The organism is Pseudomonas sp. FP603, from assembly GCF_030687415.1.
Classification (GTDB): Bacteria; Pseudomonadota; Gammaproteobacteria; order Pseudomonadales; family Pseudomonadaceae; genus Aquipseudomonas; species Aquipseudomonas wuhanensis.
The window spans coordinates 5,720,821-5,733,709 of sequence record NZ_CP117431.1 but is presented as its reverse complement, the minus strand read 5'-3'; the positions used below and the strand labels follow the sequence as shown (position 1 = coordinate 5,733,709).

General features: G+C 58.6%; 11 protein-coding genes and 1 tRNA gene. 10 read left to right on the top strand and 2 right to left on the bottom strand.

What is annotated here, in order from left to right; translation table 11 throughout:
- Nucleotides 1-234 precede the first annotated feature (234 nt).
- Nucleotides 235-1,476 carry a tyrosine-type recombinase/integrase gene (locus tag PSH65_RS26545; protein ID WP_305423297.1) on the bottom strand — a complete coding sequence of 414 codons (1,242 nt, stop codon included), beginning with the start codon at nucleotides 1,474-1,476 and terminating at the stop codon, nucleotides 235-237.
- Between the two features lie 164 nt (nucleotides 1,477-1,640).
- Nucleotides 1,641-1,725, bottom strand: a tRNA-Leu gene (locus tag PSH65_RS26540).
- Nucleotides 1,726-1,832: 107 nt separating this feature from the next.
- On the opposite strand from PSH65_RS26540, the gene queA reads away from it, so the two are divergent.
- The 10 genes from queA (at nucleotide 1,833) to thrC (ending at nucleotide 12,797) form a co-directional block, all read left to right on the top strand.
- Complete coding sequence (queA, locus tag PSH65_RS26535; protein ID WP_105344839.1) at nucleotides 1,833-2,882, top strand: tRNA preQ1(34) S-adenosylmethionine ribosyltransferase-isomerase QueA; 1,050 nt, start codon at nucleotides 1,833-1,835, stop codon at nucleotides 2,880-2,882.
- A 14-nt stretch (nucleotides 2,883-2,896) separates the two neighbouring features.
- A complete protein-coding gene (tgt, locus tag PSH65_RS26530) occupies nucleotides 2,897-4,012 on the top strand; it encodes a tRNA guanosine(34) transglycosylase Tgt (protein ID WP_019651852.1) in 1,116 nt (371 codons plus the stop codon).
- Between the two features lie 43 nt (nucleotides 4,013-4,055).
- A complete protein-coding gene (gene yajC / locus PSH65_RS26525; protein ID WP_008014002.1) occupies nucleotides 4,056-4,391 on the top strand; it encodes a preprotein translocase subunit YajC in 336 nt (111 codons plus the stop codon).
- A 63-nt stretch (nucleotides 4,392-4,454) separates the two neighbouring features.
- On the top strand, nucleotides 4,455-6,323 hold the full coding sequence (gene secD, locus PSH65_RS26520) for a protein translocase subunit SecD (protein WP_305423294.1): 1,869 nt from the start codon (nucleotides 4,455-4,457) through the stop codon (nucleotides 6,321-6,323).
- A gap of 9 nt (nucleotides 6,324-6,332) precedes the next feature.
- Nucleotides 6,333-7,247 (top strand): protein translocase subunit SecF, encoded by a 915-nt coding sequence (gene secF / locus PSH65_RS26515; protein WP_305423293.1) that lies wholly within the window; start codon nucleotides 6,333-6,335, stop codon nucleotides 7,245-7,247.
- 120 nt (nucleotides 7,248-7,367) lie between these two features.
- Nucleotides 7,368-7,919 carry a glycine zipper 2TM domain-containing protein gene (locus PSH65_RS26510; RefSeq protein ID WP_008072859.1) on the top strand — a complete coding sequence of 184 codons (552 nt, stop codon included), beginning with the start codon at nucleotides 7,368-7,370 and terminating at the stop codon, nucleotides 7,917-7,919.
- A gap of 134 nt (nucleotides 7,920-8,053) precedes the next feature.
- A complete protein-coding gene (gene xerD / locus PSH65_RS26505; protein ID WP_019651849.1) occupies nucleotides 8,054-8,950 on the top strand; it encodes a site-specific tyrosine recombinase XerD in 897 nt (298 codons plus the stop codon).
- Between the two features lie 202 nt (nucleotides 8,951-9,152).
- Entirely contained in the window at nucleotides 9,153-9,884 is a 732-nt protein-coding gene (dsbC, locus tag PSH65_RS26500; RefSeq protein ID WP_305423292.1) for a bifunctional protein-disulfide isomerase/oxidoreductase DsbC, read from the top strand.
- A 132-nt stretch (nucleotides 9,885-10,016) separates the two neighbouring features.
- A complete protein-coding gene (locus PSH65_RS26495; RefSeq protein ID WP_305423291.1) occupies nucleotides 10,017-11,321 on the top strand; it encodes a homoserine dehydrogenase in 1,305 nt (434 codons plus the stop codon).
- Between the two features lie 66 nt (nucleotides 11,322-11,387).
- Nucleotides 11,388-12,797: a threonine synthase gene (gene thrC, locus PSH65_RS26490; RefSeq protein ID WP_305423290.1), complete on the top strand. Its 1,410-nt coding sequence runs from the start codon at nucleotides 11,388-11,390 to the stop codon at nucleotides 12,795-12,797.
- Nucleotides 12,798-12,889: the final 92 nt, after the last annotated feature.

Sequence of the window (12,889 nt, the reverse complement as noted above, 5' to 3'; positions counted from 1 at the left end):
GTGCATGCGTAGCCAGCGATATTTGCGCTCTCGCCAAGTGTGCCGAGCGTCGGCCCGCAGCAAGTGAGGGGCTTGGACTGGCGTTACACATCAGAGGTGCGTTACATCGAGTGTACGGAAGATCGCGCAGGGGTGTAACGGGCGCGAAAGCCAATGAATTCTGGCGTTTTGGGGAGGTCGTTACACGAGTAACACCGGTAACATGGATTTTGAAGGGGATACGGATATGCGCAGTCATACCGCTTTCCCGAACTTGCCATTGATCACTTTTTCACTTGCTAACGCATCAAGGTGATCTGCATACCACTGCATCATTTTCACCCTGTGCTCAAGGTATTGAGCCTTGTTGTAAATCCCAGAGATTCCCTCTTCTTTATGAGCCAGCTGCGCTTCGACATGCTCCTTAGGCCAGTCGTGTTCTCTAAGGAGAGTGCTAGCAGTATGGCGAGTGCCATGGCCGACCAAGCGACCTTTGTAGCCAATCGTCGCGAAGACTTTGTTGATGGTGTTTTCGCTAATGGTTGGATTCTTAGAGCCAACTCCGGGAAAAAGCCATCTACTGCGCCCGGTTAGGCAATGGAGCTCTTTGAGAGCGGCAAGCGCTTGCTTAGGGAGCGGACACACAAAATCTCTACGCATCTTCATCTTGGCGGCAGGTGTCGTCCAAATCGCTTTATCAAGGTCGAACTCTTTCCATTCAGCTAAGCGAACCATGCCCGGTCGAGATGCGGTCCAAATGCAGAGCCATGCTGCAGTCCGGGCCGTTAACCTGCTGGGGGTGTTTTTGAGTGCCTGGAGGAACTCTGCCAGCTCAGGCTCCAGCAAATGTGGATGCTGCTGAGTCTTCGGGGCTTGAGCTGCAATATCGCGCAGGCGGCTGCCCGGGTCGTTTTCGGTGAGACCTAAACCGATTGCTCGGCCGAAGATCTGATTGATCCAAGTGCGGCATTTTTCCGCCACGTTGTGTGCATCTCGGGCTTCAAGGGATGCCTGGAGTTCTGCGCAGTCGGTACGGGTAATTTCGTCGAGGGGCTTATCCCCCAGCGCCGGGAGTATGTCTTTATCGAGGTAAGTGCGGATTTTGTTAAGAGTGGAAGGGGCGAGGCCCTTTTCTTCTTTGGCCTTGAGCCAAGCTTCAGCCGCCGCTCGAAAGGTCCGAGTCCTGGCAGCATCAATGGCTGCTTTGGCAGAGCGCTTCTGTTCAAGAGGGTCGGCGCCACTGCTAACTATCTTGCGTAGTTCGGCAGCTTTGTCCCGTGCCAACGCCCCACTTACTTCCGGGTAACCCCCGAGCCCCATCCAAGCCCAATTGCCCGCCGGACGTTTGTAGCGAAGCTGCCAGGATTTACCACCATCAGGTTTGACCCTGAAGTAGAGGCCGTTTCCGTCCAGCTCCCGGTATTCCTTTGATTCCGGCTCCAATCCCGCAAGTGTCGTGTCAGCGAGAGGGCGGCGCTTGATGTCTGCGCGCTTCATCCTTGTATCCCAAAGTTCGGTATTTTTCTCAGGATACAAGCAGGGATACAGGGATACAACGGATAAGGGGAGACAGGGGTAGACAGACAGGCACAAAAAAACCGGCCAAGTGGCCGGTTTCTCTGGGTCTGAGAGGCTGGTAGAGACTCTCAGATACTGCTATGTGGTGCCCCGAGGGAGACTCGAACTCCCACTCCTTTCGAAAACGGATTTTGAATCCGCCGCGTCTACCAATTCCGCCATCAGGGCTCAATGGCGGCGAAGTATAGAGATGAGATAACCGTCGGTCAATCAGGTACATGGAGAATTTTTGATATTTCCGCTAGACTTCCCGGCCCTGCTAGACGAACCCCATCATGCGCGTTGCTGACTTTACTTTTGAGCTCCCTGATTCGCTGATTGCTCGCCACCCTTTGGCCGAGCGTCGCGGTAGTCGCCTGTTGACCCTGGACGGGGTCAGCGGCGCCCTGGCACACCGTCAATTCACTGATTTGCTTGAGCATTTGCGCCCGGGCGATTTGATGGTGTTCAACAATACCCGGGTGATTCCGGCGCGGCTGTTTGGCCAGAAGGCTTCCGGCGGCAAGCTGGAGATTCTGGTGGAGCGGGTGCTCGACAGTCATCGCGTGCTGGCGCATGTGCGTTCCAGCAAGTCGCCCAAGCCGGGGTCGAAGATCCTGATCGACGGCGGTGGCGAAGCCGAGATGCTGGCGCGTCACGATGCGTTGTTCGAACTGGGGTTTGCCGAAGAGGTGTTGCCGCTGCTCGACCGTGTCGGGCATATGCCGCTGCCACCTTATATAGACCGCCCGGATGAAGGCTCGGACCGCGAGCGTTATCAGACGGTGTACGCCGAGCGCCTGGGCGCGGTGGCGGCGCCGACGGCGGGGCTGCATTTCGATCAGCCGCTGATGGAGGCGATTGCCGCCAAGGGCATCGAGACTGCGTTCGTGACCTTGCACGTCGGCGCCGGCACCTTCCAGCCGGTGCGCGTGGAGAAGATTGAAGATCACCACATGCACAGTGAGTGGCTGGAAGTCGGTCAGGACGTGGTCGATGCCGTCGCAGCCTGCCGTGCTCGCGGTGGTCGCGTGGTGGCAGTGGGGACCACCAGCGTGCGTTCCCTGGAAAGTGCCGCGCGCGATGGCGTGCTCAAGCCGTTCAGTGGCGATACCGACATCTTTATCTACCCAGGCCGGCCGTTTCATGTGGTCGATGCCCTGGTCACCAATTTCCATTTGCCCGAATCCACGCTGTTGATGCTGGTTTCGGCGTTTGCCGGTTATCCGGAGACCATGGCCGCTTATAAAGCCGCCGTCGACAACGAATACCGCTTTTTCAGCTACGGTGATGCGATGTTTATCACCCGTAATCCCGCACCACGTGGCCCTGAGGACAAAGAATGAGTCGCCAAAGTCGTATGTCGTTTGAGTTGCTTGCTACTGACGGCAAGGCGCGTCGCGGTCGTTTGACCTTCCCGCGCGGTACCGTCGAGACCCCGGCGTTCATGCCAGTGGGCACGTATGGCACGGTCAAGGGCATGCTGCCGCGGGATATCGTCGCCACCGGCGCAGAAATCATTCTGGGTAACACCTTCCACTTGTGGCTGCGTCCTGGCACCGAAGTGATCAAGAAGCACGGCGACCTGCACGATTTCATGCAGTGGAAAGGCCCGATTCTGACCGACTCCGGCGGTTTTCAGGTGTTCAGCCTGGGCGCCATGCGCAAGATCAAGGAGGAGGGCGTGACCTTCGCTTCTCCTGTCGACGGCGCCAAAGTGTTCATGGGCCCGGAAGAGTCGATGCAGGTCCAGCGTGATCTGGGCTCGGACATCGTGATGATCTTTGACGAATGCACCCCGTACCCGGCCGATGAAGATGTCGCTCGCGTATCGATGGAGCTGTCGTTGCGCTGGGCCCAGCGTTCGAAAAACGCCCATGGCGACAACACGGCGGCGTTGTTCGGCATCGTTCAGGGCGGCATGCACCAGGATTTGCGCATGCGCTCCCTGGAAGGCCTCGACAAGATCGGCTTCGATGGCCTGGCCATCGGCGGTCTGTCGGTGGGCGAGCCCAAGCACGAGATGATCAAGGTACTGGATTACCTGCCGGGCCAGATGCCGGCTGACAAACCTCGTTACCTTATGGGCGTTGGCAAACCGGAAGATCTGGTTGAGGGTGTGCGCCGCGGTGTGGACATGTTCGATTGCGTGATGCCAACCCGTAATGCCCGCAATGGGCATCTGTTCATTGATACAGGCGTGCTGAAGATCCGTAACGCGTTCCATCGCCATGATGATTCGCCGCTGGATCCGACCTGCGATTGCTATACCTGCCAGAACTTCTCCCGTGCTTATCTGCACCATCTGGACAAGTGCGGCGAAATGCTGGGTAGCATGTTGAATACCATCCACAATTTGCGCCATTACCAGGTGCTTATGGCTGGTTTGCGCGAGGCTATTCAACAGGGTACATTGGCCGCCTTTGTCGATGCCTTCTACGCCAAACGCGGATTACCTGTTCCGCCTTTGGACTGAGTTTTCTGACCCCAAGATTCAACATTTGCAACTGGAGTGCTAAATGAGCTTTTTTATCTCTAACGCCATGGCTGACGCCGCTGCACCTGCTGCTGGCCCAATGGGCGGCGGCTTTGAGTGGATTTTCCTGGTCGGTTTCCTGGTCATCTTCTACCTGATGATCTGGCGTCCACAGGCCAAGCGCGCCAAAGAGCAGAAGAACCTGCTGGGCAGCCTGCAAAAAGGTGACGAAGTTGTGACCACCGGTGGTATCGCCGGCAAGATCACCAAAGTGTCCGACGACTTCGTTGTTCTGGAAGTCTCCGACACCGTCGAAATGAAATTCCAGAAAGGCGCCATCGCCGCCACGCTGCCAAAAGGCACGCTCAAAGCGATCTAAGTTTCAACTTCTACTCAATCGACGGGGCGCGCAAGGCGCCCCGCGTCATAAGCGGGCGGCGTGATGCTGAACAAATACCCTCTGTGGAAATACATTCTGATCCTGGCGGTGCTGGCGATCGGTCTGATTTATTCCGCTCCCAATCTATACCCTGATGACCCGGCCATTCAGGTCAGCGGTGCAAGCACTGCACTGCAGGTTACTCAGGCTGATCTGGATCGTGTGAGCACCGCGCTCAAGGAATCCGGGATCAACGTCAAGGCGGCCACCCTGGCTGCGGGCGGCAAGGGCGGTCTGATCCGTCTGACCAAGGCTGGAGATCAGCTGCCAGCCAAAGACGTCGTGCGCAAGGCATTGGGTGATGACTACGTCGTTGCACTGAACCTGGCACAAACCACCCCGCAATGGCTGCGCAACCTTGGCGCGCACCCGATGAAGCTGGGGCTGGACTTGTCCGGTGGTGTGCACTTCCTGCTGGAAGTGGACATGGACAAAGCCCTCGACGCACGCCTGAAAGTCTACGAAGGCGACGTCAAGAGCCTGTTGCGTAAAGAGCGTCTGCGCTATCGCAGCCTGCCGCAACTGGGCGGTGCCATTCAGCTGGGTTTCACTGATGAAGCAGCCCGTGAAGAGGCGCGTGCGCTGATTCGCAAGAACTTCAACGATTTCGACATTGTTCCGGCCGACCTCAATGGCCAACCGGTACTGCGTCTGGCGATGACCCCGGCCAAGCTGGCGGAAATCCGCGAATACTCCATCAAGCAGAACTTGACCACGGTACGTAACCGCGTCAACGAGCTGGGTGTTGCCGAACCTATCGTTCAGCGTCAAGGCGCCAACCGCATCGTGGTTGAGCTGCCGGGCGTGCAAGACACCGCAGAAGCCAAGCGTATCCTCGGCAAGACGGCCAACCTTGAGTTCCGTCTGGCGGCTGAACCTGGCGCTTCGAAAGCCACTTCCGAGTCGTTCGAGTTCCGTGAGGGCAATCGTCCTCCGGCGCTGATCGAGCGTGGCCTGATCATCACCGGTGACCAGGTGACTGACGCCAAGGCTGGCTTCGGCGAGCAAGGCACGCCAGAAGTGAACATCCGTCTGGATGGTCACGGTGGCGAGCTGATGAGTCGTGCGACTCGCAACAACGTCGGTCGCAGCATGGCGGTGATCTTCATCGAACAGCGTCCGGTCACCACTTACGTCAAGCAAGTGGTCAACGGCGTCGAGAAAGACGTACCGGTTCAGACGTTTAAAGAAGAGAAGAAGATTATCAGCCTGGCGACCATCCAGTCGCCGCTGGGTGCCCAGTTCCGCATCACTGGCCTGAACGGCCAGGGCGAATCGTCCGAACTGGCGCTGCTGCTGCGTGCCGGTGGTCTGGCGGCACCGATGTACTTCGCTGAAGAACGTACCATCGGCCCAAGCCTGGGTGCTGACAACATCACCAAAGGTATCGATGCATCGCTGTGGGGCATGCTGTTTGTCTCGCTGTTCATCATGGCCATCTACCGCTTCTTCGGCCTTATCGCCACTGTCGCGCTGACGGTGAACATGGTGATGCTGCTGGCCTTGATGTCGCTGCTGGGTGCAACGCTGACCCTGCCGGGTATCGCCGGTATCGTGTTGACCATGGGTATGGCGGTCGACGCCAACGTACTGATCTTCTCGCGGATACGTGAAGAGATTGCGGCTGGCATGACTGTGCAGCGGGCAATCAACGAAGGCTTCGGCCGGGCATTCACCGCGATTCTCGACGCCAACCTGACAACCTTGTTGGTCGGCGGGATTCTCTTTGCCATGGGCACCGGCCCGGTCAAAGGCTTCGCAGTGACCATGTCCCTCGGGATCTTTACCTCGATGTTCACGGCCATCATGGTGACCCGCGCGATGGTCAACCTGATCTTCGGCGGTCGTGACTTCAAGAAGTTGTGGATTTAAGGGGCTGCCATGTTACGTACAATCAACTTCATGGGCGTTCGCAACGTTGCGTTCGGCGTCACATTGTTCCTTACGGTTCTGGCTCTGTTCAGTGTCGCCACCAAGGGCATGAACTGGGGGCTGGACTTCACCGGCGGTACGCTCATCGAGCTGACCTACGAGCGTCCGGCTGACGTCACCAAGGTGCGTGAGCAGCTGGTTACGTCGGGTTATCACGAGGCGATCGTTCAGAGCTTCGGTGCGACTACCGATTTGCTGGTGCGTATGCCAGGTGAAGACCCGCAGCTGGGTCACCAGGTGGCCGAGGCCTTGCAGAAGGTCGGTGGCGACAACCCGGCGGTGGTCAAGCGCGTCGAATTCGTCGGCCCTCAGGTCGGTGAAGAACTGCGCGACCAGGGCGGCCTCGGCATGCTGATGGCGCTGGGCGGCATTTTGATCTACCTGGCTTTCCGCTTTCAGTGGAAGTTTGCGGTCGGTGCGATCGTTTCGCTGATCCACGACGTGATCGTGACCATCGGCATCCTGTCGTTCTTCCAGATCACCTTCGACCTGACGGTACTGGCGGCGGTGCTGGCGATCATCGGTTACTCGCTCAACGACACCATCGTGGTATTCGACCGGGTTCGTGAGAACTTCCGGGTGCTGCGCAAGGCCAGCCTGATCGAGAACATCAACATCTCGACCACGCAAACCCTGCTGCGGACCATGGCGACGTCGATCTCCACTTTGCTGGCGATCGCGGCCCTGTTGTTCTTCGGTGGCGACAACCTGTTCGGCTTCTCCATTGCCCTGTTCATCGGTGTTCTGGCAGGTACTTACTCGTCGATCTACATCGCGAACGTGGTGCTGATCTGGCTGAACCTGAGCAGCGAGGACCTGATTCCTGCTGCGGTGGCCGAGACGGAAGTCGACGACCGTCCATAACGGTTAGCGCTTTTCAGCTGTAGCCCGAGAAGGCGCGAGTATTGAACTCGCGCCTTTTTTTATGCTCCAAGGCTGGGAGAAGCGCGGGTTTGTCCCGTCTGTGATGGTCAGGAGGTTCATGTGAACAAGTCGTTGCTGGTTGGTGCGGTATTGGGTGCTGTCGGTGTCACTGCCGGGGGTGCTGTTGCCACCTACAAGCTAGTTAAAAGCGGCCCTGAGTATGCGCAAGTGTTGGCCGTTGAACCGGTCAAGACACAAATCAAGACTCCACGTGAAGTGTGCAAGGACGTTACGGTTACCCGGCAAGCGCCGGTAAAAGATCAACATCAGATCGCCGGTACGGTGGTCGGCGCGCTGGCGGGTGGCCTGTTGGGCAACCAGATCGGCGGCGGTACAGGCAAGAAAATCGCCACAGTGGCCGGTGCGGTCGGCGGTGGTTATGCGGGTAACAAGGTGCAGGAAGGCATGCAGGAGCGTGATACCTACACCACCACTCAAACCCGCTGTAACACTGTGAATGACATCAGCGACAAGGTTGTAGGCTACGACGTTCGTTATTCACTGGATGGCAAGGAAGGCAAAGTGCGGATGGATCGCGATCCGGGCAACCAGATTCCGGTCGACAAGGAAGGCAAGTTGATCCTGGGGCAGAACGAGCCGGCTCAACAATAAGTCGAGCGCCTCACGCAAAAAAGAAGCATCCCGAGAGGGATGCTTTTTTTGTGCCTGAATTTTATGTTCACCGCCAGCGTGCTATGAAAGACTCTTCATTTTTCGCAGCCTTACGCCTGCCTGTCTGAGACTCCATGCCTGCCATCGATCATCCCCTGATAGACCAGTTCCTCGACGCCCTGTGGCTGGAAAAAGGCCTTTCCGATAACACCCGCGATGCCTATCGCAGTGACCTGGCCTTGTTTAACGGCTGGTTGCAGGAGAAAGGCCTGGAGCTGATCAACGCCGGTCGTGAGTTGATTCTTGATCACTTGGCCTGGCGCCTGGAGCAAAACTACAAGCCCCGTTCTACGGCACGGTTTCTTTCCGGTGTGCGTGGCTTTTATCGCTATTTGCTGCGGGAAAAGCTGATCGCTGTCGATCCGACCTTGCGCGTCGATATGCCGCAACTGGGTAGGCCGTTGCCTAAATCCTTGTCGGAAGCCGATGTGGAAGCGCTACTGGCCGCGCCGGACCTGAGCGAGGCCATCGGTCAGCGTGATCGCGCCATGCTTGAGGTGCTTTATGCGTGTGGCTTGCGGGTCACGGAGCTGATCAGCCTGACGCTGGAACAGGTCAACCTGCGCCAAGGCGTGCTGCGGGTGATGGGCAAGGGCAGCAAGGAGCGGCTGGTGCCGATGGGGGAGGAGGCGATTGTCTGGGTCGAGCGTTACATGCGCGATGCCCGTGGCGAGCTGCTGGGCGGGCGTCCCAGCGATGTGCTGTTCCCCAGCCTTCGCGGCGAACAGATGACCCGCCAGACCTTCTGGCATCGCATCAAGCACCAGGCCAAGGTCGCCGGGATCGGCAAGTCGCTGTCGCCGCACACCCTGCGTCATGCCTTTGCCACGCACTTGCTCAACCACGGTGCCGACCTTCGAGTGGTGCAAATGCTGCTCGGCCACAGCGATCTCTCGACCACCCAGATCTATACCCACGTCGCCCGGGCGCGTTTGCAGGATCTGCATGCCAAGCATCATCCCAGAGGCTAGCGCAAACCCTGTGGCGAGGGAGCAAGCTCCCTCGCCACGGAATTATGGCCAGTCATGCATCGCGGGGTGTCTCGCGTCACCCGCATTCGGCCACAGGGGCCTTATGTGGTAGGCTTTGTCGGTTTGCACGATGGGCGGTTATGACCCGGTGTTTCGGCACGGGCGTTCTGATCGTCCCATTTGTCCGCCTTCAGGAGTTCTCATGCGTCTGACCCAGATTTTCGCCGCCGCAGCCATTGCGTTGGTCAGCACCTTTGCCGTCGCCGATGACGCGGCCGACAAAGCCATTCGTAAAAGCCTGGAAAACCTCCAGCTCGAGGTGCCGGTCGAAACCATCACTGCCAGCCCGCTGCCAGGCCTGTACGAAGTCAAACTCAAGGGCAGCCGCGTGCTTTACGCCAGTGCCGACGGCCAATACGTCGTGCAGGGCTACCTGTTCCAGCTCAAGGACGGTAAACCGGTCAACCTGACCGAGAAGACCGAACGCCTGGGCATTGCCAAACTGATCAATGGCATTCCAGTGGCTGAAACCGTGGTCTACCCGGCCATCGGCGAAACCAAGTCGCACATCACTGTCTTCACTGACACCACCTGCCCGTACTGCCACAAGCTGCACGCCGAAGTGCCGGAGCTGAACAAACTGGGTATCGAAGTGCGTTATGTTGCATTCCCGCGCCAGGGCCTGGGCTCGCCGGGTGACGAACAACTGCAAGCCGTGTGGTGCTCCAAGGACAAGAAAGCGGCCATGGACAAAATGGTCGATGGCAAGGAAATCAAGGCCGCCAAGTGCGAGAACCCGGTTTCCAAACAGTTCGCCCTCGGTCAGTCGATCGGCGTGAACGGTACACCGGCCATCGTTTTGGCCGACGGTCAGGTCATTCCGGGCTACCAGCCTGCGCCACAAGTCGCCAAACTGGCATTGGGCGCGAAATAGTTTCGCATCGTCACGGTCAGCCTTGACGATCATGGTCTGGCGGCAACATTGTCAGGCCATTAATAGAGAGCCGCGAGTATGCGGTTGTTTTCACGGCCGGCCTTGAGTCGGCCGTTTTATGGGGAGTTCACAGTGAAACCGGTCAAAGTAGGCATCTGTGGGTTAGGGACCGTCGGTGGCGGTACCTTCAACGTACTTCAGCGCAACGCCGAGGAAATTGCTCGTCGTGCCGGGCGTGGAATCGAAGTGGCACAAATTGCCATGCGCACGCCAAAGCCTCAGTTCCAGACGACCGGTATTGCGATTACCAACGATGTGTTCGAAGTGGCCACGAACCCTGAGATCGACATCGTTATAGAGCTGGTGGGCGGCTACACCGTTGCCCGCGAGCTGGTACTCAAGGCCATCGAGAATGGCAAGCATGTGGTCACCGCGAACAAGGCACTGATTGCCGTTCACGGTAATGAAATTTTCGCCAAGGCTCGCGAGAAGGGCGTGATCGTTGCGTTCGAAGCGGCCGTGGCCGGCGGCATCCCGGTGATCAAGGCGATCCGTGAAGGTTTGTCCGCCAACCGCATCAACTGGGTGGCCGGGATCATCAACGGCACCGGCAACTTCATCCTCACCGAAATGCGTGAGAAGGGCCGGACCTTCGAAGACGTACTCGCCGAGGCGCAAGCCCTGGGTTACGCCGAAGCCGACCCGACCTTTGACGTCGAAGGCATCGATGCGGCCCACAAGCTGACGATCCTGGCGTCCATCGCGTTCGGCATTCCGCTGCAATTCGACAAGGCTTACACCGAAGGCATCACCAAGCTGACCACCGCTGACGTGAACTACGCCGAAGCGCTGGGCTATCGCATCAAGCACCTGGGCGTGGCGCGCAGCACCGCGGCCGGTATCGAGCTGCGTGTGCACCCGACGTTGATCCCGGCTGATCGCTTGCTCGCCAACGTCAACGGCGTGATGAACGCCGTGATGGTCAACGGTGATGCTGCCGGTTCGACCCTGTTCTACGGCGCTGGCGCCGGCATGGAACCGACCGCTTCGTCGGTGATCGCCGACCTGGTGGACGTGGTTCGCGCCATGACGTCCGACCCGGAAAACCGCGTACCGCACCTGGCCTTCCAGCCGGATTCGCTGTCGGCCCACCCGATCCTGCCGATCGAAGCCTGCGAAAGCGCTTACTACCTGCGCATTCAGGCCAAGGACCATCCGGGCGTACTGGCTCAGGTGGCGAGTATCCTGTCGGAGCGCGGCATCAACATCGAATCGATCATGCAGAAAGAAGTCGAGGAACACGACGGTCTGGTGCCAATGATCCTGCTGACGCACCGTGTGCTGGAACAGCACATGAACGACGCGATCACCGCCCTGGAAGCCTTGGAGGGCGTGGTCGGCCCAGTCGTACGGATCCGCGTCGAGCACCTGAACTAAGCCGTTATCGTTCACCGGGCTCGCACGCGCGCCCGGCATTGCGAACACTGTCTATTGGAGCCAGTCATGCGTTATATCAGTACCCGCGGCCAGGCACCGGCCCTGAATTTCGAAGACGTCCTGCTGGCCGGTCTCGCCACCGACGGTGGTCTGTACGTCCCGGAAAACCTGCCACGTTTCACCCAGGAAGAAATCGCTTCCTGGGCCGGCCTGCCATATCACGAGCTGGCCTTCCGGGTGATGCGTCCGTTCGTCACCGGTAGCATCCCCGATGCCGATTTCAAAAAGATTCTTGAAGAAACCTATGGCGTGTTTTCCCACAACGCCGTGGCGCCGTTGCGTCAGCTGAACAGCAACGAATGGGTGCTGGAGCTGTTCCACGGCCCGACCCTGGCATTCAAGGACTTCGCCCTGCAACTGCTGGGTCGTCTGCTCGACTACGTGCTGGAAAAGCGTGGCGAGCGTGTGGTGATCGTCGGCGCTACCTCCGGCGACACCGGTTCGGCGGCGATCGAAGGTTGCAAGCACTGCGAAAACGTCGACATCTTCATCCTGCACCCGCACAACCGTGTGTCCGAAGTGCAGCGTCGCCAGATGACCACCATCTTCGGCGAGAACATCCATAACATCGCCATCGAAGGCAACTTCGATGACTGCCAGGAAATGGTCAAGGCCAGCTTCGCCGACCAGAGCTTCCTCAAGGGCACGCGCCTGGTGGCGGTGAACTCGATCAACTGGGCGCGGATCATGGCCCAGATCGTTTACTACTTCCACGCAGCCCTGCAGTTGGGCGGCCCGGCGCGTTCGGTATCGTTCTCGGTGCCGACCGGCAACTTCGGCGATATCTTCGCCGGTTACCTGGCGCGCAACATGGGTTTGCCGATCAACCAGTTGATCGTCGCCACCAACCGCAACGACATCCTGCACCGCTTCATGAGCGGCAATCAGTACGTCAAGGAAACCCTGCACGCCACGCTGTCGCCGTCGATGGACATCATGGTCTCGTCGAACTTCGAACGCCTGCTGTTCGACCTGCACGGTCGCAACGGCGCAGCGATTGCCGGTTTGATGGACACATTCAAGCAGGGTGGCGGTTTCAGCGTCGAACAGGAACGCTGGACCGAAGCACGCAAGCTGTTCGATTCGCTGGCGGTGGACGACGCCCAAACGTGCGAAACCATTGCCGAAGTCTTTGAGCAAACCGGTGAGCTGTTGGACCCGCACACCGCCATCGGCGTGAAGGCCGCGCGTGAATGCCGCCGCAGCCTGGACATCCCGATGGTGATCCTGGGCACCGCTCATCCGGTCAAATTCCCGGAAGCAGTGGAAAAAGCCGGTGTAGGAAAAGCGCTCGAACTACCTGCACATCTTTCTGATTTGTTTGAGCGAGATGAACGTTGCACCGTGTTGCCGAACGATCTGAAAGCCGTGCAGGCCTTTGTCAGTCAGCATGGCAACCGCGGTAAGCCATTGTAACCGGCAAAAGCTGTCACATTTTGAAGCCCGTCTCCTGACGGGCTTTCTCATTTCTGCATGCCACACTTGTCGGGTTTCGTAAATGAAGAGCC